Raw genomic sequence first — 20,001 nt, forward strand, 5'->3', positions numbered from 1 at the left:
CCAGATCACAATGCGCAGTCGTACTTAGGCTCTTGTCGAAAAACGGGATAACGAGCGGCGAGCAGACCGCACCATGCGCCGGAACCGAAAACGATCGAAGATCCGGCATTAGGTTAAGAAGCGGCGCAAGGATTTGCGCAGCCGTGGGCGTGGACTCAAGCGACGGCAGCCCAACGCCAGGGTCCGGGCCAAGATTGACCTCAGCCCCACTCCCAGGATTCGTCGCAGCAGGCACTGCCGAGGCACCTGTACCAGTGCTCGCACCAGTCGTCCCGAACGGCGCAGACGAGCTAGTCCCGCTCAACGTGCCCGCGCCAGACGTGAAACTCCCCACAGTCGGCGCAGAGCCGCCCAACTCAGTCTCTATAGTCCCCGCTTGCGACGGCAAAATCGGCGCATTCACCGGATACGGCAACCCGTTGTAACCGGACCCTTGCGCAGCGTCGAGCCACAACGCATTCACGGTGTCGGCCAGCATCACAGGATTCAGCGTATCCGCCGCATCACTACTAGACGTACCAGCGGCCGCAGAAGTCGGTGAACCTGTCACCGGAGGCGGAGGAGGCGGAGGCACATACGACATACAAGCCGTATCGTCCAGCATGCCAGACGAACACGCAGTCCCAGACCAAGGCGCAGCAGCCAAGCCAGGCCCGACGCTCGACGAAGTAACCATACTCCCGCTCGTCTTATCGAGCAGATTGAACGAACACGAAGAGCTCGTCGAACCCTGCAAAGTACATTTATCAAAAACCCAGGTATAACCGGCTCCGGACGCATTCTGATGCTGAGCGTAAGCCTGAGCCGCCGCATCAGCAGTACTACCACACACACTGTAGACACACCACGCCGCACCGCCATCAGTAAGCGCCGGAAAAGGATCGGCCGAACTTGAAGACTTTTGCGTCGTAACAGTGCCATCCGAATTGATTTTCCACGCCGTCAACGTGTCATTGCCTAACGTCGTCGGCACACCCGCCAACAACGCACCAAGCCCCGCACTGGTAGCCACCGCAACCCACGGCACCGCACTGACAGCCGACCCAGCAGCAGCAGCAAGACTCGACGCAAAACCGGCCGCCGTCGCGCCAATCGCGGCCACAGTCGCAGCGATGCGAGGATCATTCGCAACGAACCCTTCCGCCGCCGCCGCCGCACCCACCAACGCCGAGATAGCGGGCATCATCCCTGGCGCTCCCGACGTTTGCGCATACGCCACTTCGTGCGGGGCCGTATACACGACGCCGTACAACAACACAGCCGCCGACAAGATCACCGATCGCAGCTTCATCTCCTAGCCCCCAAAGCCAGAAATCACCGCCCAGGCACACAGCATCCCCCACGCGAAACACGCGAGATACCACGCACTATTCACGTCCATAATCACGACCCAACAAAAAGGGGCGAGCCACAAGCCCGCCCCAGTTCAAAAAGCCGCAGAGGCGCTTATGCAGCTTTGATACGCGCGATCACGATCTTCGCCGCCGACACCACCACGTACACCGCCGCGATCGAGCCAGCAATCGCCAAAACAGCGGTCGTCACCGTCGAAAAATCCACAGCGGTCGTGAGCGGCGTTAGATCCACCCCCGTCGCATTCGCGAACGACGAAGCGACCGCAGCCGAACCACCCACGGCCGTAACGACCGCCAACCGCTTTGCACCCTTGAAACGAGCCTTGATCAGACCGAACATACACAGCACTCCTAACGTTAAACACCACCATCAAACCGGGAAGCGCCCGGCCACGCACAGCAACCTAAGCGCGGCGGATCATGTCGAGCACCACGCCGCAACACCTAGAGACCACGTACAGCGACATCACCCCCAAAAACGCAACGCTCCAGAAGCCCGCCGCTTGCGTATAGTCAAACGCATCGGCCGACGTGCTATCGACCAACGCCAAATGCAAAACCCCCAACGCGCCAGGCGTGCCATCCGTCGCCGTGCAGATCACCCCACGCCCCGACGCGCTAATCGCTCCAACTCCCGACGCCGGAGCGTCCGACATGCACACCGCTACATCGATGCCCGTACTCACCCCGGCCACCCCCTAATGCAACGACCGGTCAACAAACACCAGCCGCACCACGTCAAACGCCCCGTCGCAATGGTCAAGACCCGCTTGGCAGGCCTCCTCCGCGTCCCCGAACCCGCCAGCTTCACGGAGCCGGGGCGTAAAGCCTACGTCGCCATCGCGCGGGCAAAGGAACTCGCCACTAGCCAACTCCTGCACCACGTAGACATGTGCCCCGTCCATGATTAGCTCTTGGACGAAGCGGCCGACCGAGCAGTCGGCTTGAGCGACAGCATCACAGTCTTGGACGTCTTGCCGTTGCTTACGATTTCGAGCTCGGCCACCGCGTCGAACGGAAACGGCAGGTGCTTGTACTTCTCGAATTCATCAGCCTTGCCCAGCGTGAACTCAGCAGAAGCGAAGCCTTTAGCCGTACCTTTCGAGTCATCGAGCGGCGTCTCCGTGTACACCTTCGTGCTATCGAAAGCCGTGCCGTTTTCCATCGTGCCCTTGCTCGCCTTCATTCCCAAGACCTTCACTTCGCTCTGAAACTTCATAGTTCACTCCGGTGCAAATATCGGCCGGCCGAAAGACCTGTTCCTCTGGCCAGCCATCATCAGAGGGGTCTAAATCATTGAACGCCTGCGGCACGTCGCGCTTGTGGATAGGCGTCTCGCAGAACTCGTAACCGGGGACCTTCAACCGCATGGGCCACTCACCCGACTTGCTTGTGATCGCATCGAGGAATGCCTCGTCGCCCATCAGCGGCCGTAATACAGCGGCGTACTTGCCGTACGAAATGAGGATGTTTCGCAAGCTCGCGTCGACGTTGATTTCCGCCGCTTTTTGCTTGACCTCGATCCGTTGCGGCGTGCGCGCGTGCTCGAAGAAGCGCAGGCACGGATAGGCACCCACGAAATAGCCCGATGGATCGAGCAGCACATCCAGAGGGATCACACGCTTGTCGTTACGGACCTCGACCTCGAACCGCACCCACGGCGAAGTTTCGTCGCCCTGTTCCATGCCTTTCTCGTAGACACGACACATCTTTCCGTTCTTGCGACGGCCAACGTACAGACTGCGCCCCTTGCCCCTAGGATTGCGCCAGTCTCCCCGGTGTTCGTGGCTCGGCGCACGACCCGACGCCGTAAAAAGCCCATCGTCGTACCACTGGTCCGCCTGATCCACCGTGTACTCGCCTTGCATGCAGTCATGCGCCAGGTCTACACGCGTGATCGTCGGACGTGCGGCCGTTTGCGCGAGGAAGTCATACAGCCGCCCCTCCCACCCATCCTTCGCCGCGATGCACCCTTGACCCGTCAAATTGACAAGGATCGTGCCGCGCTGGCTCGAGCCGCCAATCGCAACGTAGCCATACGCGTTGCCAAGCTCCCACGCACTGAGGTAGAAGTCGCGCCGCACCTGCAAATCCTTCGTGATCCCGAAGCCAAAAATGTCCGTCATGATGTGGCTGGCTTCGCAAATGAACTCGTCATCGCTCACCAACTCACGGCCCGCAGTCTTGCAAAACGTCCGCTCGCTCACCGTAAAGCGCAGCGTGTCGATCATGGCCACCTGATCGCCGCACGGCACGCGCACTGCGATCGTCTTAATCTCGCCCGATTCGGTAACGACCAGTTGCAGCCGTTCCACCGTCGCGAGCGGCGCTTTCTCCGTATCCCCCCTGTTAGTACGGGGGGGGGCATCGCGCAGCGCGCCGCCGCGTCCGTCCTCGTGCCTGCGGGCGGGCGCGGCGGCATCCTGCGCGAGAAGCCCCTTAGGAGTACTAACAGATTCAGCAAGAAACGCGTTCTTGAGTTTGCCCATGGCTTATGAGTTGACTTGAACAGGAACGAGCGTCAGCCGATTCGGCTGGCGCCCCTGGCGATATAGTTGCGTGCGCGCCTTGTCGCGCGCCTTCTGGCCGTCGCGTGCTCGCACTTCGACGGTCGCCACTCGCGCGCCGTGAAGCGTGTACGCATGCACTTGATATGCAGACACAGCTACCCCGTTCAGTTCTTCGTTCTGTTACCGGCGGCCCGCCGGTTGGCTTTTTTGCGCAAAAGACGGACGGCCAGATAGGCCCGTCCCAAAATCACCGTGCTCCGAGGCATTAGCCGCACGGCAAAGCTACCTTCTCAAACCGTGGGGCGCCGCCCCACGCCCCGCCCTCGCCGCCGGGTGGCTCGCGGGGGTTGGCATACACCGCCACCCCCCTTAGCCCGAGCGTAGAGCCGCTCCAGTCGCGTCAAGGCCAAAGCCCCCTCCGGGGGTCGCTGCGCGAGCCTTGACACGCCCTCCACGGCCACCGCCAAGGCCCACCCTAGCAGCCGGTTTACCTTTCCGACGAACCTGCTAGACTGCGGTACTACGACAGCCTGCTCAAATTTTCGACAAATGTCGAAACACTGGTGCGCATTATTTCGACGAACGTCGAAAAAAGTCAAGAGGATTGATATGACAATCGGTGAACTTTTGGACGCCGCGAAACGGAAACTAGGATCGCTCGGCGCTGTCGCGCGGCAGTTCGGCTTCGAACAGTCCCGACTATCAGCTTGGCGCAGTGGAACCCGCAAGCCAGACGCGGGCGAAATCATGATGCTCGCGGAAATGGCGGGACTGCCGCCATTCGAGACCCTGGCGAAGATCGAGCAAGAACTCGACGAAAAACACCAGTCGGTATGGGCGCGTGCCCTGGGAAACCTACGCGCGGCCGGGGTAGCCGCGACCGTGATCCTTGGACTCGTGATCTATTCGATGACGCCTAAAACCGCATCGGCGGCTGTCACAAATTTCGTGACACCCTCCCCCGCCAGCGCCGCGCCGCATCAAGAAAGTAGGGCGGGGAGTGTTGAGATTATGTCAAATTAAAAGCGACCAGCGAAACCCGGCGCGCAACCTAGCCAGGTTGCCGGCTCGATGGATCGCGTGCCAGCAACCGCGTGGCCCCACGCCTAACCGATGAACAGAAGCTCGCGCCCGACCGCCTACAACCGGGATTCATATCACGGTATGACATACATTCAACATCTTGATCTAACGCAACGTTCTCCCATTCCCTCAAGGTAAGGTATGGACACTCCCGCCTACACCATACGGGTGTCGAGCCGCTACGGCACCGCGATTCTGCCGGCCGACATCAGTCCATCAATGCAGGCTGGGCCGTTATTCGGTACCTTTCATCGCCCTGACCTGCATCTCGACCAGTTGACTTCGCCAGTGCGCGACCGCCTGGTGCGCCCGCCGGAATACAAGGCGGCTGCGGTACGGGCGGAAAAGCTGGCCGGCTAGCCGATGAAGGAGGTTCAAATGCAGGCGGTGACTCAGGACTCTTGGAAGGAACGGGTGATCCTCATCCACACCTTTCCCGTTCGCCGCATTACCACGCGCGACGCCGTGCCCGACGGTTACATTGCAACCATCAGGATCGAAGGAGGCAGCGAGGTACTGGCTGATTGGCATCTACCATTCTTCGCTGAGCGTTGGCTGTCCGAGGACGAGGCACGACGGGATGCATTGGAATACGCGGTGAAGCTGATCGATAGCGGCGTGCTGGAGGAGCCGCGAGCTTTGCGCGAAAACGCCGCTTGACGGAGACTTGAATCAGTCGCTCAAGAGGCGAAGCTTCCCGGACTCATCGACTTCGACATGGACACGCAGCAGGCAGTGGATGTTTCAGGTGCCGCTCCCGGCTGGCCCGGGATTGCGTCTACCTGGACTTCAAGCGCGAAGGACCTCGTGACGACCGTGCCAAGCCCTAGCCGCGTATGGGCGTCGATCGGCCATGGCATCCTTAATGAGGTCTACTGGCCATCGGCCGGCGAGCCTCAAGTGCGAGACCTGGGCTTCATCGTCGCCGGTCCGGGCGGCTGGCACGAACTGAAGCGCGTCGCCAGGTACCGGCTTTCGCTCCCCAGCCCTTGCATTCCTCTGCCGCGGATCGTGCATGAAGGCGACGGGTATCGCCTCGAGCTTAATCTGTCGCCGGATCCGATTCGTGACGTGATGCTCGTCGCCTTCCGACTCACCGGAACCGGCGTCAAGCTCTACGCCCTGCTCGCGCCCCACCTGGGCGGCAGCGGTCTGCATAACAATGCGCGCGTAGCAAATGGTCTCGTTGCATGGAAGGACAGCGTTGCACTTCAGCTTGCCGCCGATTGCGGCTTCTCACGTGCAAGTGCTGGATACGTTGGGTATTCCGATGGTTGGCAAGACTTCGCCAACCATGCGCGCATGGAGTGGACGTTCGCGGAGGCACTGAATGGCAACGTTGCCTTGATGGGGGAGCTGGCAGCCTCCACGGGCGTGCTCGCCCTCGGTTTTGCCGAGACGCCGGAAGGCGCCTGCACGCTCGCGCGATCGAGCCTTTCCGAGGGCTTCGATGCCGTACAGCGTTCGTGCGACGCAGCCTGGCAAGCGTGGACCGCCGGCATCGCTATCCCTGACACGCCGGAGCGGGTTCGATACGAGGCTTACCTTTCCGCGATGGTGCTGAAAGCCCATGAGGGACGGACGTATCCTGGCGCGCTGATCGCCAGCCTGAGCATTCCATGGGGTAACACGAGCGACAGTACCGGCGGGTATCACCTCGTCTGGACGCGCGACGCCGTCGAAGCCGCCTTCGCACTGCTAGCGATCGGCTGTGTGGAAGATACTCGGCACACGCTTGACTACCTGATTGCAACGCAACGAGCAGACGGAAGTTGGAGTCAGAACAGCTATCCTGACGGACGGCCGTTCTGGACCGGCATCCAGCTCGATGAAGTGGGCCTGCCCGTACTGCTTGCAGCCAAGCTCGCCGAGCGCGGTGCGACGGGCGCACTGACAGGCTGGACCGAAATGATTGCACGTGCCATTGGCTATGTCGCGCGCAACGGTCCCGGCAGCCCCCAGGACCGTTGGGAAGAAAACGCCGGCATTTCGCCGTTCACGCTCGGCATCGAGATCGCGGCACTCGTCTGCGCGGCCGAACATTTGGCGGACGAAGAGAACGCCTACGCCCTCTCGCTCGCCGACTATTGGAATGAACGGCTTGAAGACTGGACGTACGTCGAAAACGAAACGTTTTCCGAGGCCTTTGGCATCGACGGCTATTACGTTCGAATTGCGGCACCGCTATGCAAAGGCGGATTGCGAGGTCGAATCGACATCGCCAATCGGGCAGGCAGCAGCGCGCCCGCTTTCGCGCTAATCGGTATGGAGTGCCTCTATCTGGTTCGTCTCGGACTGCGGGATGCACGCGATCGGCGCATCGTGAACACGGCGAAAGTCATCGACGGCTTACTGGGTGTCCGGACGCCGCACGGCATCGCTTACCGCCGCTATAACGGCGATGGTTACGGCGAACACGAAAACGGCGCACCGTTCGATGGTACTGGCGTCGGGCGCTTGTGGCCGCTGCTGACGGGCGAGCGAGCACATCTCGATCTGATGCAGGGAATCGATCCGTTGCCCTATCTTGAGACGATGACGCAGATGACCGGAGTAAGTGGCCTGATTCCGGAACAGGTATGGGACGCCGACCCGATACCCGGGCGAGGCCTCGAGCCTGGCAAGCCGACCGGCAGCGCCATGCCGCTCGTGTGGGCGCATGCCGAATTTCTCAAGTTGCTCATTGCACGGCATCAAAGGCGCCCGATTGAACTGCTCTCGAGTGTTGAACAGCGCTACCACGCCCAGCAGCCCGAGGCGGCCACCTGGCATTGGCGTCAGGCGCAACCGTTCGATGCACTGCCTGCGGGCCGAGCGCTGCTCATCGAAAATCTGGAGCCCTTCTGGCTCCACTATGGGTTCGACGGATGGCACGACGTCGCTGACAGACCTTCGCAGGTGCGAGCGTTTTCGATACACGGCGTCCGATTCGATACGGCCGACATTGCCGGTCATTCAGTCCTTGATTTCACTTTCTATTTCCCTCAGTCGCAACGCTGGGCCGGCACCGACTTTCACATTCTTCTGGGAGACGCCGACACGGGAGTATCGAGATCATGAAACAAAGCGCTTCGTTCAGTTGCACCGTGTGATCGCTGCCGAAGCCGAATGCGGATGCCAGGAGGATGACTCGTAGCGCCTCGGGGCCGTGAAGGCGGGACGCTCGCCAGCCTGAACGATCCCGCCTTCAGCACATGATCTATCACGGTGTTCCCGTCGTCTCAATATCGGTCGCCACGTTCGTCTTGACTGGCCGCGGTTCCGGATGGACGGCAGGAGGATCGCTTGCCGGGAAACTCTCCGCCCCAGCCTCGTCGAGCAGGGCTTCGAGGTGATCTGCGCGCTCTCGGGCCGCGCGCTCGACTTCATGAGGAATTTGCATGATCACCCTTTGCTGATCTTCGCCTTGTAGCCGGCGTCCTCGAATGCAACCAGGAATTCCTCGGCCATCATCCACGAGTGGATCTTTACGATCCCGGCATCGACGTCGACATCGACCTTCGCGTCCGGGTCGACCGCGCCGATGGCCCGGGCAAGCGTCTGTGCGTCGCCACCCCCGGTCGTCTTTTCCGTTTCGAATTCCATATGTTCGAATTGCATGCGCTGCTCTCCTCGATTCTGGTCACCGCGAAATGCACACGTTCAACGTCGCCAGACGCGGTCGCCCCTTCTCTTTTGCATCATGAACTTCGGCAATTCCATTGAATTTAAACTATGTCACAACATGACCTATAGTGAAGCGCAGAGGGCAAGACGAAAATGTGCAGATGAATGCACGGCAGTGCCCGCGCGTCCGCACATCAGTGGATTTTTTGACGCGACTGCATGGTCTGGACGTTGGCCACCGTCTGGACAACGATCATGGATCGCCGGGACGCGCGTCGAAGGGAGAACAGGAGTACTTATTCATTTTCCGGCCACTTCATTTCCAGATCGTCGTCATGGTGTTTACGCCGCTCTCCGGCGAGCCCCTGCAACTCATTCGGACTGACGAGCACGACAGTTACGAGTATCGATGTGTTCTGGAACGCTGTCAGTGCATGCGGGACGCCGGCTGCCAGATAGATAAGGTCCCCGGTATGCAGGATCTGGTGCCCTTCATTCATCTCGAGATCGACCTCACCTTCGATGCATTGCACCGTGACCGGGCCATCAACTGCGTGCACAGGCATCCCTTTGCCAGCCGGAAGAACAATCCGCATGACTTCGAGGCGCTTTTCCTTGAACAGTGCCGTGGTCGGAGTCTGGTCAAGCCGGTCACCGAGCGGTAACAGGCTCGCAACTTCACCAGACGAAAGATGTGATATAGCCACCTGTCTCTCCTTAACGTGCAACCCGATCAGGTCAGCAGATAGTGTTGATCGCCGACGGCCTGCCGCGCGTGTCGCCCGCGTGACGGCGTATCGTTGATCTGGCATGCAAGACCGTCCTGCATATTCGGCTTGGTCTCCGTATCCGGCTCATATCGGAAGATCTCGATCACGCGGCTGTCACTCATCGTGTATCTCCACTTCGTGTTCCGGGTTCTGAGCCGGCCGTCCTGCTCAGGGGGACAGCATTCCGCTGTCACGGATCAATAAGGCAGTCGGCGCGCGGGTTGTTCTTTACTCTCAGCTTCGATGATCGCCATTGCTGCCTGCTCCAATGTAATGACCCGCTGAAGCTGTGCGAATCGCTCGTCTACCGGGCCCCCAAAGAGCGGGTCCGGCTGTCCGCCCCCATCAGCAAGCTCGATGGCATGCCAGTCGTCATCGTCGAGGTGGCGTGCTGCCGCAGGAAACAGTATCAGCTCCTCGACGATCATGTTATGGCGCAGCCTTTCCGCGTAGAGACGAACGTGGATTTCGACCAGTTCCTGCGACATGTTTTCTTCACGGGCAGCCGCTTCGAGATCCTGGAGAAGTTCGTGACCCTGCGAAATCAGTGTGGCGTGTTGCGCTTTGATTTCCCGCGCAATCCCGTCGGGCAGCGCATTCTTGCCCCGCAGCGTCTCCGCAATGCGATCCTCGATCGCGTGATGGGTGACATCGGGAAAGCGTGTCAGGTAGTAAAGCGTATCCACCAGCAGCGCGATGTGCGGGGCGCCCGGATCGGTGCGCAGCGACCGCTCGCCGTCGAGCAGTTGCACCAGTCGTCCCAGACTGCCATGTTCGGCCTGCAGGCGCTCAATGACCGTGGGCATGGGGCGCCTCGTCGGGATTCGGATTCGTACTCGACTTCTCTGCCATCGTGTCGAGTGCCAGTGCCGAATGCGCGTACGCCGCGCCGGCACGCATCTCGGCCGCGACCCAGATGGCCTCCATGATCTCCTGTCCGGTCGCGCCGCTTTTCAGGGCGGCCGCCGTGTGGCCGCGTATGCAATACGGGCACTGGGTGACATGGGCGACGGCAACGGCGATCAGCTGTTTCGTCTTCGCGGGCAGCGCGCCGTCGGCGAAGACGCTTTCGCTGAATGCCTTGAATGCGGCGAGCGGTCCGGGCGCCAGTTGCTTGCGCCTTGCTGCGATTCCGGGGTTCGACGGCGGATACATTGCTTTGTCCATGGCTTGGCTCCCAATGCTGGTTCAATGACGGCGCCACCTCGCTATAAGCCGTGCAGCCGATGCACGCGCAAAACGTGCCGTACGGTGCTGTCACCTGCGATGGACTCATCCAGCGTCGCCAGAGGCGTACGAAGCCCTCTTCTCTTGTGCATCATGAACTTCGGCAATTCAATTGAATTTAATCTATGTCACAACGTGATCTATAGTGGAATGCACTGGAGCACCAGCCCGCGCGTCCTCACATCAGTGCATTGCACGCAGTACCAAACGGAGGGCATCCATCATGACGACGCAATTTAAGGTTGGCGATCACGTGACGTGGAATTCGGAGGCCGGCCATGTCAGCGGCAAGATCATCAAAGTGCATACGAGAGACACCGATTACAAGGGATACACCCATCACGCCAGCGTGGACGATCCACAGTATGAGATCAGGAGTCACAAGACCGACCATATCGCCATGCACAAAGGTGGCGCGCTAAAAAAGATCGATTCCTGATCGACGTTGACTACTACCGTACAGACGAGCCGCCGACGAATGTGCGACGTTGCTGCTATACGCTGGCAAGCTGTGCGCATTGACCCTTCCGGGATCGCTCCCAGCGCGGCCCACGGTTGCGTTTTGCACGCATGCTTGGCTGCTTCATTGGCGCGCTTTGCGCGGCAGTGCCAGGATTGATCGACCTGCTCTTCTACAAGGGTGGCGTTACGCCAGTCAGGAAGATCGCGCTGACGCACAAGGCAGGTGAGACGGTGCCGCGCATCGCCGACGTCAGGAGAATCGAATGAACGAACCTGCGAATCAACTCAGCGGACCTGATCTCGCCGGAGGCGTCGCGCTTTCAGAAATTACCGACGGTGCAATGCTGCAGGGGCATGCCCACGGCGAGCCGGTATTGCTCGTGCGGCGCGCGGACGAGTTGTTCGCGATCGGCGCTGTTTGCACGCATTACGGTGGTCCGCTGGCCGACGGTCTGCTGGTCGACGACACGGTCCGCTGTCCCTGGCACCATGCCTGTTTCAGCCTGCGCACCGGCGCTGCGCTCCGCGCACCGGCACAGGACCCGATTGCCTGCTGGCGTGTCGAGCAGCAGGACGGCAGCGTGTACGTTCGTGAAAAGCTCGCTCCTGTCGAACCGAAGCCCTTGCCATCAGTGGCCGGCACGCCTCACTCGATCGTCATCGTGGGCGGTGGGGCCGCGGGGCACGCCGCTGCCGAAACACTCCGTCTCGAAGGATATACGGGCAGCATCACCCTGCTGAGCGCCGATCCGTCAGGCCCGTGTGACCGGCCCAACCTGTCGAAAGGCTTCCTCGCTGGCACCGCGTCCGTGGAGTCGAATCCCCTGCGTCCACTCGCGTTCTACGAAGCGCATCGCATCGACCTGAAGCTGGATGCTCCCGTCGCTACGCTCGATACGAGGAGTCGGCACCTGCAACTTGTCGACGGCACCCGGGTTATCTACGACGCACTGCTCCTCGCCACCGGCGCCGACCCGGTGCGGCTCGATGTGCCAGGTGCGAGTCTCCCGCATGTGCACTATCTGCGCACGCTCGCCGACAGCTGCGCACTTGTCGCCGGGGCGCTCACCGCGAAGCGGGCGGTGGTGATCGGCGCAAGCTTCATCGGACTCGAAGTGGCCGCCTCGCTGCGCGCGCGCAATATCGAGGTACAGGTGGTTGCGCCAGACGCCGTTCCGATGGAGAAAATTCTCGGACCAGACATTGGAAACTTCATCCGCGGGCTGCACGAACGCCACGGTGTCACGTTCCACCTCGGCACCACAGCGATTTCCATCGACCCACAAGGCGTCGAGTTGAAGAGTGGGGAGCGGCTACCCGCCGATCTTGTCGTTATCGGCATCGGTGTACGGCCGGTGATCTCGTTCGCGCAGCAGGCGGGCCTCCTCGTCGACCACGGCATCATCGTCAACGCGTACCTCGAAACGAGCGTCCCGGGCATCTTCGCAGCAGGCGACATCGCACGCTGGCCGGACCGGCTCACGGGCGAGCGCGTCCGCGTCGAACACTGGGTGGTCGCCGAACGCCAGGGGCAGACTGCGGCACGCAACATGCTCGGCCGGCGCGAGCCGTTCGACGCCGTGCCTTTCTTCTGGACCGAGCAGTACGATTTTGGTCTCGCTTATATCGGCCATGCCGAGCACTGGGATGAGATCGGGATCGACGGCCGGCTCGACGCCGAAACGCAAAACTGCACGGTCACCTATCGTCGTGGTGGCAGGAAGCTCGCCGTGGCTGTCGTTCACCGCGATCTTGAAGGTCTGCGCGCGGAAGTCGAATTCGAGAGGATGATCGCGGCGACAGACCGGCGACATTCGGGTGCGGTGGACTGAGGGAAGCACAACAGTTCCAGGTAAAAGGCCAACGCAATACGCGATAGCGGCGCGACTCGGGGTCAGGCGGACTGCGGAATGAAATACAGGGACTACTACGAGGTTCTCGGACTGCCACGCACCGCGACGCAGGACGAGGTCCGACGCGCGTATCGCAAGCTCGCGCGCAAATATCACCCGGACGTCACCCAGCAGGCTGATGGCGAGGCCCGTTTCAAGGAACTGGGTGAGGCCTATCAGGTCCTCAAGGATACGGAGAAGCGCGCAGCCTATGACCGTTTGGGCCGCCAATGGCAGAACGGCCAGGATTTTCAGCCGCCGCCCGACTGGGACGAGGGCTTCGAATTCAGCGGCGCAGGCAACGAACCCAGCGCGAATGCCGATTTCAGTGAATTCTTCGAAGCGATGTTCGGCCGTACGCGGGCGGGCAGCGATTCGCGGCAAACGAAAAGGCACCGCGCGGCACCCAATCGCGGCGCCCCAACCGCGGACGATCTGGAGGATGCCTATCGTGGCACGCAACGCCCGATCCCCGGACAGGATCATCACGCCAGAGTCGTGATCGATCTGATGGACGCCTATCACGGCGCGCAGCGTTCCATTTCGCTGCAAACGCCGGTCCTCGATGCACACGGTCATGTCACCCTGCAGTCGCGTACGTTGAACGTCACCATTCCGAAGGGCGTGCGGGCCGGGCAGCACCTGCGCCTTGCCGGTCAGGGCGGCCCCGGCCTGGGAAACCGACCAGCCGGTGACCTGTATCTGGAAATCACCTTTCGGGAGGATCCGCGTTTTCGCGTAGACGGACGCGATGTTTGGCTCGATGTACCGGTGGCGCCCTGGGAGGCTGCACTCGGTGCCCAGGTCACTGTTCCTACTCCTGATGGTTCGGTCGAGCTGACCGTGCCAGCGGGATCGGCCAGCGGCCGGCGGCTGCGGCTCAAGGGCAAGGGGATTCCGGGGAAGACGCCGGGCGACCTGTACGTGATTTTGACGATCGTGCTGCCACCGGCCGACAGCGACAGCGCGCGGGCGGCCTACGAAGCGATGCGGCAGGCGTTCCACTTCGATCCGCGCGCGCATGTTACGGGTGGTCGACCATGAAAGAATCCGTGACGGTCTTCGTGGAAGGTGAGATTGTTGAGGAAGACGTCGAGTTCACGCTCGTTGAATTGTGCCGGGCGAGCGGCGCGTCGGAAGAACAGCTGACGTTATGGATCGCAGAAGGTGTCATCGAGCCGCAAGGCACCACGCAGCGAGAATGGCGCTTCAGTGGTGCCGCACTGCGCCGCGTGCGAACCGCTCGACGGCTCGCACAGGATCTCGAGATCAACGCACCCGGCATTGCGCTCGCGCTCGACCTGCTCGATGAAATCAACGCGTTACGGGCGCGTTCCAGACGCTGGTCCGGTCGCTGAACGCGTTTTTCACTTCCGCATCGGCTCAAGGACGAGCCGGACATCAAGGCCCAGAATATGCGGGGTATGAGATCAAGACATGGTTGGCCGGCCGGCTAACCTGTGAATCGAGGCGGTTGATGCGCGACCGACGGAGCACGAGGTTGCGGAACTGCAAGAAGGAGACGGGATGGCACACGTTCACCCGGCACCCCCACATGATCCGGTGGAGGCAAGTCTGAGCCCGGCCGACGACCGGGTTCGCCTGAATCACTGGCTACCGCCGCAGGCGGGCGTGGTTCCCCGGATCCGGATCGGTCAGAGCTGGGTCAACGTGCTGTGGGCATTGCCGATTGCTTTCGTACTACTGGTCATCGGCGTGGCCATCGCACAGGCACTGCGGCAAGTCCCGGCGGTGCAGGAATTCCTCGTGCGCTACCCGGGCATCCCGCCGTCCGCGGTGGCCGTCACCACGGGATTCCCCGCCTGGCTCAGGCTGCAGCATTTCCTAAACCTGTTTTTCATGACGTTCATCATTCGAGCTGGACTCCAGATTCTGGCCGACCACCCGCGGTTGTACTGGAAACGCGACTGCACGCCTGGCACGGAATGGTTTCGCTTCCAGAAGGCCGTGCCGGCCGGCCGGGTGTGGACTGCGAAGGACGATTCGGTCACGCTTCCCGCGTGGCTCGGTATTCCTGGAATCCGTCACTCCATCGGCCTCGCCCGATGGTGGCATTTTTCGATCACTTTGTTGTGGATGATCAACGGCATCGTCTTTTACGCGCTGCTGTTCACGACCGGCCAGTGGCTGCGGCTGGTGCCGACAACATGGGAAGTGATTCCCAACGCAGCCTCGACCGCCCTTCAGTACCTGTCGCTCACGTTCCCCGCCGATCACAGCTGGCTGCGCTACAACAGCCTGCAACAGATCACCTATTTCATTACGGTGTTCATCGCGGCGCCCACCTCCATCGTGACCGGCCTCATGCAGAGCCCGGCGATCTCCAACCGGCTCGGCTGGGTCGGTCGGGCGTTAAACCGACAGCGGGCGCGTTCGGTCCATTTCATCGCGCTGTGCTGGTTCCTGTTCTATATCCTCGCGCATGTAACGCTGGTATTCATCACAGGCGCACGGGCGAATCTGAACATGATGTTCGCCGGTGTCAACGGCGACTCCTGGAGCGGCGTCCTGGTTTTTGTCCCCGCTATGGCGCTCGTGGCCGCAACCTGGTGGCTGGCGTCTCCATTCACACTCCGTCATGCGCGTCTGGTTCAGCACGTCGGAGCGTTTATGGCCCGGCCGTTCAATAGCGTGACGCAGTGGTGGGATCCGACGAGCCAGCTTGCCGAACAGGACATTTCGCCATACTTCTGGCCCAACGGGACGATGCCGACGTCGGCCGAGTTTGACCAGCTCGTGAAGGACAGTTTTGTGCATTACCGGCTGAGAATCGATGGGCTGGTCGAACAGCCGGCAGAGTTTTCATACGCCGAGCTGAAAGCCATGCCGAAGCAGGAGCAGATCACCACCCATTTCTGCATTCAAGGATGGTCCGGGGTCGCCAAGTGGGGCGGGGTTCCGATGCGTCACCTTCTCGACCTGGTGAAACCGACCGCCGATGCCCGCTACGCGGTGTTCTATTCATTGGCCGATGGCGGCGACGGTGGACGCTACTACGACGCGCACAGCATCGCCAACATGCGGCACGAGTTGACCATCCTCGCCTACGAGATGAACGGCACGCCCCTTAGCGTGCTGCATGGCGCGCCGTTGCGGCTGCGCTGCGAGAACGAACTCGGCTTCAAGATGGTCAAATGGGTTGCGGCCATCGAGTTCGTGCACGATTTCGCCGACATCGGCGCGAGTGAAGGCGGCTACAACGAGGATCACGAATTCTACGGCTACCGGGTGCCGATCTGATTGGCCATGCTCGCGCTGAGAACTTGATGCCATTCAGAGATACAGCCAGGGCCCTTGTATGCCGGCACAGCGCCGCATAAACGCTATGGCCGACAGGCAGTTGAGCATCCGCACGGTGGCGGGCTTTCTATCGTCGATATCGTCAATGCAGCAAGGCTCTTAGCCCATTCAACAAGTCCGTGTAGGAATGAGCGCCATTCAAACTGTCCATAAAGAAGACCTGCAACGAACCGTCGTGATGGCGCTCTACTCGGACGGCGATCCAATGCAGCACCGCCTCGGGATCGGCGACATGACCGCCTGCGTCCGCCGCGGTATTGACGACCAGATTCAGCACCGGAGTAGCGCCTTGCACAAAGTTGAGCATGGCCGTCACCCCCGGCCGATAGTGCTGGTACAGCACTTCCCCAAGTTCGGCCGCCAGATCCTCCTGATCGCCTTGCCGCATGCGCTGCAAGATACCGCGCAACTGCTGATAGTTATTCACGACGGCAACGTCGGTGGCGTTTATCTGCTCCAGCATCGCCATGATCTGCACCTCATCCACGTCGTTGCGGAATGGGCCGACGGCGTTCAAGGATTGCTGGTCGCTTGCTGCTGCCCGAAATGCCCCCATGAGCGCGGCATCTTGCAGCACGTTATGCATCGTGTTGCCGCCAACTGTTCGCATGATTGACGCATTAAAAACCGCCATTTGTCCACATTCATGCTCGAATTGCTCCAACGCTCCAATGCCGACAATATTCGACTGCAGGTTAGCGCCATTTAGCGTCTGGGCGCGAGGTTGATTTTGCATATAATCCGCCCGTAACGCATCGACGAATTCTTGCAATTCGGCAATCTCCTCATCGCTAAAGGACAGTAGCGAGAGCGCCATGCCGTTGTCGAACAAGGCCTCTTGGCTCGCATCGGCGGCAAGCGATGACAGGTCGGGCTGTGCAATGTCGAGCGTAGCCGGCGCAACGCCCGGCAGCACCGAAGCAACGTCCAGCGTAGGCGGCGCGACATCCGGCATCGACAAGGCGGCGCTCGGCGGATTGTCCGTCGGCTTTGCCGGTTTATCGGAGCCTCGCCGACGTTTCTTGGACTTGTCCACGAGCCTCTTCGCGACCTCGAGTTTCCTCGCGCGCTTGGCCAGCATGGGCTTGATGGTGTGCGCCACCGCTTCCGCATCCATTGCGCTAAAGTGCCCTCCGCTCTGCCACCGCCCCGGAAACCGTGCCGCATCCCCTTTTTGATAGCCGTTCGTGCGATGGTCGTACTCGTGGCTGCCTGGCTTGTACACCTCCTGGCCAGCGTCGATCCGCTTACGTTTCTTCTTCTGATCCATCTCGCGTTCATCGTGACGCAGCGTCAGATTGGGAGGCGTCAAGGCGAACGGACTGGAGCGCGCCCCCTCGCTCTCTTTCCAATAACCGTGATGAAAAGCCGCGCGTGGATTTAATTTGTCGTCCGGTTTAATATCGGTCTTTTGGTGAAGCCGAACCCCGCTCGGCGGATTCGACCAATTATTCTTCAACATCCATTGAAAAGTATTCCACTTCTCCTTGCTGCTGAAATCCTCTTCTTTCCAGCCCATTTTTTTATGATCGCTGACGATCGTTTCCAATAATTTATTCCTGACGATCTTCTGCTTCCTATCGTACTGAGCGGATGTTGACGACGTCCTCTCCGCCGACGTCGTCGCTTCGCGTACTGCGCGCCGCAAATAGGTGTTGTGGTAAAGGTTTGTCCTCTTCATATCCAAACCCCGTTCCCGCAACATCCTGATGGTCGCTTTGGTATAACGCCCTCGCTTTCCCTGCCGGCTTTTGACGTCGGCTTCCCGACTGCTTTCGAGCGCTTGGATGCGCTCCATCTCGTCGTCGCCGACGGGCTCGGCGGTTGACATGATTGCCTCCAGGTCCATCGACTTGCGCTTTCTTCGGGCCGCCTCGAGCTCCTTTTTCGTATACCTGCCGGCCCTGATATCGGGATCGTCCTCGTCGATGTCTGAATCGGAGCTCTCTTCCTCGAAATTTTTCTGCGCTTGTCTCAAGTCGCTTTCTATGATGTCCAAGTAGTGATTTCTCGAATCCTTGGTGGATTTTTCAGGCTCGTCGTCCTCTTCGATGTTTTCCTCGTCGGGCGACAGATCGAGTTCGAACTCGTCGTCTTCCGCAGCGATAGGCTGCATGTCATGGTTATCGTCGCCCGGGACAAGCGACGCAAGCCCTCCACCGCCCGTCAAGCCATCGCTATCGTCCGTCACGAGACCAGGCTGGGGCAAGAAGGTCAATGGCGGCAACTGCTGCGGGTCACCGACCGGCAACGACGGGAAGCCTGTGCCGATCATCGAACCGGACTGACTACGGCCCATCAGGAGGTCGGGTTCTGTCGCGACGTCAGCCGTCGACGATGGCGGGTAGTCTGCCCATCCACCCGACGAGGCGCTCGCGCCAGGCATCGCGCTCGGCGCATCCTCGCCCGGAGCGTGGACCGGTATGACGCCCGTCGGCTCCAGATAAAACGTACCGATATCCGTTTCCAGGTAGGTGGCCCCATGGTGCACGACATAACGACCGGCTACACCAATCGGCTCCACCCCGTTTTCCATACCTTCGTCATCGATAAAGCGCTGTACGACGGGCGCGGAGCTACGACGCGCGAGTTGCGTGGGCGCGTGCACCGCACCGCTCGTCGATGCGCGCGCGCCCATCGCATCGGCCTCGCGTTCTAATGACGTATCGTCGTTTATCGACACCGCGTCTTTCATTTGCCTCGTTGGCGCAACCCGTCCCTGCGCTTGCTGGACCACATGCCAGGCCTCGTGCGGCAAATGCGCCTCTTGGCCCGGGGACAGGTGAATGTCGCTTCCCTGCGCATAGGCCAGGGCGTTCAATTGCGCCGGTTGCGGCGAATTGTAATGGACCTTGACACCGTCCATCGATATGCCGGACAACGACTCGATACCGGCCTTCAATTGCGCGGGCATGCCGGTATCGTTTCGTCGACCGTGCGAGTCCGGCGATTGCGCGGCGTGTCCCTGATCAGACGCAGCTCGCGAAGAGCGTCCGATTTTCATTTGCACGGGGTCGCCAAAGATTGCGCTTAGCCGCGCGCGCTGAGCCATCACGCGCGGGCTGACGCGGATATCGTCAATGAGTTGGCGCTGTGCGACGGAATCGGTGCGATAGTCGGCAATGTCTGGGGCGCCATGCCTCTCTTTTTCGGCACCCCCCTCAACATCGTCATGAACGCCAGCCTTGTCGGTCTTGGCAACGGCCTCTTGTCGCATGGCTTTTTCCAATCGATGATGACTTTTCGTGCAACCCCGACTACCAAGTGCTATGGTTCAGCCCCTGCAGAGATACGTCAGAAGGCGCGCCTGGCAGTCCGCGCGTTTCGTCAGGTAGTTCGCCCTCCTCACCGTTGCCACTATCAGGTCCGGAATCGAGCACGCCAATGCGGCCCGCGTCGTTCAAAACCTCCACTGCTGCCAGCCTCCGATTCGAAAGCCGCCATCATGCAACGCGCGTTCAAGCGGCCCCGAGCCGGAGACGAATCGGCTTCCTGGCAAGCGGAATACCTTCGCACCAATTTAGCGGGCGCTTTTCAGCGTCTCGTATTACGCCTTTTGCTGCGTCAATTACAGCGCGTGCTGAACCGCACGAGCGGATCCCGAGATATCCTGGCCCACGCCCGCAATGGTGTTGCAGCCCGTCAACAAGAGCAAACTGCCGACGAGCACCAGTGTAGTCATGCAAAGCTTCGACATACTTTCTACCTTCCCTTTTTTAATCGAACTCAGCCCCGGATTACCGGGCCCGGGCGACGCGGCATTGTAACTCGCGCC

20 protein-coding genes are annotated in these 20,001 nt (G+C 60.7%); 10 read left to right on the top strand and 10 right to left on the bottom strand.

Translation table 11 applies throughout. From position 1 onward, the window contains the following. Positions 1 to 1,446 precede the first annotated feature (1,446 nt). The 3 genes from C0Z19_RS02020 to C0Z19_RS02040 form a co-directional block, all read right to left on the bottom strand. A complete protein-coding gene (locus C0Z19_RS02020) occupies positions 1,447 to 1,695 on the bottom strand; it encodes a hypothetical protein (protein ID WP_199180743.1) in 249 nt (82 codons plus the stop codon). Positions 1,696 to 2,262: 567 nt separating this feature from the next. Next, on the bottom strand, positions 2,263 to 2,541 hold the full coding sequence (locus tag C0Z19_RS02035) for a hypothetical protein (RefSeq protein WP_332882201.1): 279 nt from the start codon (positions 2,539 to 2,541) through the stop codon (positions 2,263 to 2,265). Then, entirely contained in the window at positions 2,495 to 3,844 is a 1,350-nt protein-coding gene (locus C0Z19_RS02040; RefSeq protein ID WP_102608093.1) for a replication initiation factor domain-containing protein, read from the bottom strand. The genes C0Z19_RS02035 and C0Z19_RS02040 overlap by 47 nt, the downstream gene beginning before the upstream one ends. Before the next feature lie 630 nt (positions 3,845 to 4,474). Between C0Z19_RS02040 and C0Z19_RS02045 the strand changes: the two genes are divergently transcribed. From C0Z19_RS02045 to C0Z19_RS02060, 4 genes are all read left to right on the top strand, one after another. After that, entirely contained in the window at positions 4,475 to 4,888 is a 414-nt protein-coding gene (locus C0Z19_RS02045) for a helix-turn-helix domain-containing protein (protein ID WP_102608094.1), read from the top strand. A gap of 201 nt (positions 4,889 to 5,089) precedes the next feature. Next, on the top strand, positions 5,090 to 5,308 hold the full coding sequence (locus C0Z19_RS02050; protein ID WP_102608095.1) for a hypothetical protein: 219 nt from the start codon (positions 5,090 to 5,092) through the stop codon (positions 5,306 to 5,308). 18 nt (positions 5,309 to 5,326) lie between these two features. Then, positions 5,327 to 5,608, top strand: a complete 282-nt coding sequence (locus C0Z19_RS02055) for a DUF6566 family protein (protein ID WP_102608181.1) — start codon at positions 5,327 to 5,329, stop codon at positions 5,606 to 5,608. 57 nt (positions 5,609 to 5,665) lie between these two features. Next, a complete protein-coding gene (locus tag C0Z19_RS02060; RefSeq protein ID WP_102608096.1) occupies positions 5,666 to 8,008 on the top strand; it encodes a glycoside hydrolase family 15 protein in 2,343 nt (780 codons plus the stop codon). Positions 8,009 to 8,150: 142 nt separating this feature from the next. Here C0Z19_RS02060 and C0Z19_RS02065 read toward each other — a convergent pair whose 3' ends face one another. The 6 genes from C0Z19_RS02065 to C0Z19_RS02085 all read right to left on the bottom strand — a co-directional run bounded on the left by C0Z19_RS02065 (position 8,151) and on the right by C0Z19_RS02085 (position 10,491). Next, positions 8,151 to 8,330, bottom strand: a complete 180-nt coding sequence (locus C0Z19_RS02065) for a hypothetical protein (RefSeq protein WP_102608182.1) — start codon at positions 8,328 to 8,330, stop codon at positions 8,151 to 8,153. Positions 8,331 to 8,332: 2 nt separating this feature from the next. After that, positions 8,333 to 8,548, bottom strand: coding sequence for a copper chaperone (locus C0Z19_RS02070; protein WP_425330261.1), 216 nt, complete (start codon positions 8,546 to 8,548; stop codon positions 8,333 to 8,335). 302 nt (positions 8,549 to 8,850) lie between these two features. Further along, entirely contained in the window at positions 8,851 to 9,261 is a 411-nt protein-coding gene (locus C0Z19_RS02075) for a cupin domain-containing protein (RefSeq protein WP_102608183.1), read from the bottom strand. Between the two features lie 26 nt (positions 9,262 to 9,287). Next, complete coding sequence (locus tag C0Z19_RS28165; protein WP_158242934.1) at positions 9,288 to 9,446, bottom strand: hypothetical protein; 159 nt, start codon at positions 9,444 to 9,446, stop codon at positions 9,288 to 9,290. Between the two features lie 75 nt (positions 9,447 to 9,521). Further along, complete coding sequence (locus C0Z19_RS02080; RefSeq protein ID WP_233195948.1) at positions 9,522 to 10,130, bottom strand: hemerythrin domain-containing protein; 609 nt, start codon at positions 10,128 to 10,130, stop codon at positions 9,522 to 9,524. Then, the gene (locus C0Z19_RS02085; protein WP_102608098.1) at positions 10,114 to 10,491 is read right to left on the bottom strand and encodes a carboxymuconolactone decarboxylase family protein; all 378 of its coding nucleotides are present in this window, start codon (positions 10,489 to 10,491) and stop codon (positions 10,114 to 10,116) included. The genes C0Z19_RS02080 and C0Z19_RS02085 overlap by 17 nt, the downstream gene beginning before the upstream one ends. A gap of 283 nt (positions 10,492 to 10,774) precedes the next feature. Between C0Z19_RS02085 and C0Z19_RS02090 the strand changes: the two genes are divergently transcribed. From C0Z19_RS02090 to C0Z19_RS02110, 6 genes are all read left to right on the top strand, one after another. Continuing rightward, positions 10,775 to 10,990: a hypervirulence associated TUDOR domain-containing protein gene (locus C0Z19_RS02090; protein WP_102608099.1), complete on the top strand. Its 216-nt coding sequence runs from the start codon at positions 10,775 to 10,777 to the stop codon at positions 10,988 to 10,990. Positions 10,991 to 11,157: 167 nt separating this feature from the next. After that, positions 11,158 to 11,280, top strand: coding sequence for a hypothetical protein (locus C0Z19_RS28885; protein WP_269844780.1), 123 nt, complete (start codon positions 11,158 to 11,160; stop codon positions 11,278 to 11,280). Further along, positions 11,277 to 12,845: an FAD-dependent oxidoreductase gene (locus tag C0Z19_RS02095; RefSeq protein WP_102608100.1), complete on the top strand. Its 1,569-nt coding sequence runs from the start codon at positions 11,277 to 11,279 to the stop codon at positions 12,843 to 12,845. Before C0Z19_RS28885 ends, C0Z19_RS02095 begins: the two co-directional genes overlap by 4 nt. A gap of 78 nt (positions 12,846 to 12,923) precedes the next feature. Beyond that, the gene (locus C0Z19_RS02100) at positions 12,924 to 13,949 is read left to right on the top strand and encodes a DnaJ C-terminal domain-containing protein (RefSeq protein ID WP_102608101.1); all 1,026 of its coding nucleotides are present in this window, start codon (positions 12,924 to 12,926) and stop codon (positions 13,947 to 13,949) included. Then, a complete protein-coding gene (locus tag C0Z19_RS02105; RefSeq protein ID WP_102608102.1) occupies positions 13,946 to 14,263 on the top strand; it encodes a chaperone modulator CbpM in 318 nt (105 codons plus the stop codon). The genes C0Z19_RS02100 and C0Z19_RS02105 overlap by 4 nt, the downstream gene beginning before the upstream one ends. Before the next feature lie 169 nt (positions 14,264 to 14,432). Next, a complete protein-coding gene (locus C0Z19_RS02110) occupies positions 14,433 to 16,166 on the top strand; it encodes a molybdopterin-dependent oxidoreductase (protein ID WP_102608103.1) in 1,734 nt (577 codons plus the stop codon). Between the two features lie 142 nt (positions 16,167 to 16,308). Here the strand turns inward: C0Z19_RS02110 and C0Z19_RS02115 are convergent, their stop codons facing one another. Next, complete coding sequence (locus tag C0Z19_RS02115) at positions 16,309 to 19,443, bottom strand: eCIS core domain-containing protein (RefSeq protein ID WP_233195949.1); 3,135 nt, start codon at positions 19,441 to 19,443, stop codon at positions 16,309 to 16,311. Between the last annotated feature and the right edge of the window lie 558 nt (positions 19,444 to 20,001).

It is taken from the genome of Trinickia soli (genome assembly GCF_002879855.1).
GTDB lineage: Bacteria > Pseudomonadota > Gammaproteobacteria > Burkholderiales > Burkholderiaceae > Trinickia > Trinickia soli.

Excerpts from the sequence above, each read along its gene's own strand:
- C0Z19_RS02090 (WP_102608099.1), top strand. The coding sequence starts at position 10,775 with ATGACGACGCAATTTAAGGTTGGCGATCACGTGACGTGGAATTCGGAG.
- C0Z19_RS28165 (WP_158242934.1), bottom strand. The coding sequence starts at position 9,446 with ATGAGTGACAGCCGCGTGATCGAGATCTTCCGATATGAGCCGGATACG.
- C0Z19_RS02060 (WP_102608096.1), top strand. The coding sequence starts at position 5,666 with ATGGACACGCAGCAGGCAGTGGATGTTTCAGGTGCCGCTCCCGGCTGG.
- C0Z19_RS02115 (WP_233195949.1), bottom strand. The coding sequence starts at position 19,443 with ATGCGACAAGAGGCCGTTGCCAAGACCGACAAGGCTGGCGTTCATGAC.
- C0Z19_RS02040 (WP_102608093.1), bottom strand. The coding sequence starts at position 3,844 with ATGGGCAAACTCAAGAACGCGTTTCTTGCTGAATCTGTTAGTACTCCT.
- C0Z19_RS02105 (WP_102608102.1), top strand. The coding sequence starts at position 13,946 with ATGAAAGAATCCGTGACGGTCTTCGTGGAAGGTGAGATTGTTGAGGAA.
- C0Z19_RS02050 (WP_102608095.1), top strand. The coding sequence starts at position 5,090 with ATGGACACTCCCGCCTACACCATACGGGTGTCGAGCCGCTACGGCACC.
- C0Z19_RS02035 (WP_332882201.1), bottom strand. The coding sequence starts at position 2,541 with ATGAAGGCGAGCAAGGGCACGATGGAAAACGGCACGGCTTTCGATAGC.
- C0Z19_RS02100 (WP_102608101.1), top strand. The coding sequence starts at position 12,924 with ATGAAATACAGGGACTACTACGAGGTTCTCGGACTGCCACGCACCGCG.
- C0Z19_RS02065 (WP_102608182.1), bottom strand. The coding sequence starts at position 8,330 with ATGCAAATTCCTCATGAAGTCGAGCGCGCGGCCCGAGAGCGCGCAGAT.
- C0Z19_RS02110 (WP_102608103.1), top strand. The coding sequence starts at position 14,433 with ATGGCACACGTTCACCCGGCACCCCCACATGATCCGGTGGAGGCAAGT.
- C0Z19_RS02070 (WP_425330261.1), bottom strand. The coding sequence starts at position 8,548 with ATGCAATTCGAACATATGGAATTCGAAACGGAAAAGACGACCGGGGGT.
- C0Z19_RS02095 (WP_102608100.1), top strand. The coding sequence starts at position 11,277 with ATGAACGAACCTGCGAATCAACTCAGCGGACCTGATCTCGCCGGAGGC.
- C0Z19_RS02085 (WP_102608098.1), bottom strand. The coding sequence starts at position 10,491 with ATGGACAAAGCAATGTATCCGCCGTCGAACCCCGGAATCGCAGCAAGG.
- C0Z19_RS02045 (WP_102608094.1), top strand. The coding sequence starts at position 4,475 with ATGACAATCGGTGAACTTTTGGACGCCGCGAAACGGAAACTAGGATCG.
- C0Z19_RS02080 (WP_233195948.1), bottom strand. The coding sequence starts at position 10,130 with ATGCCCACGGTCATTGAGCGCCTGCAGGCCGAACATGGCAGTCTGGGA.
- C0Z19_RS02055 (WP_102608181.1), top strand. The coding sequence starts at position 5,327 with ATGCAGGCGGTGACTCAGGACTCTTGGAAGGAACGGGTGATCCTCATC.
- C0Z19_RS02020 (WP_199180743.1), bottom strand. The coding sequence starts at position 1,695 with ATGTTCGGTCTGATCAAGGCTCGTTTCAAGGGTGCAAAGCGGTTGGCG.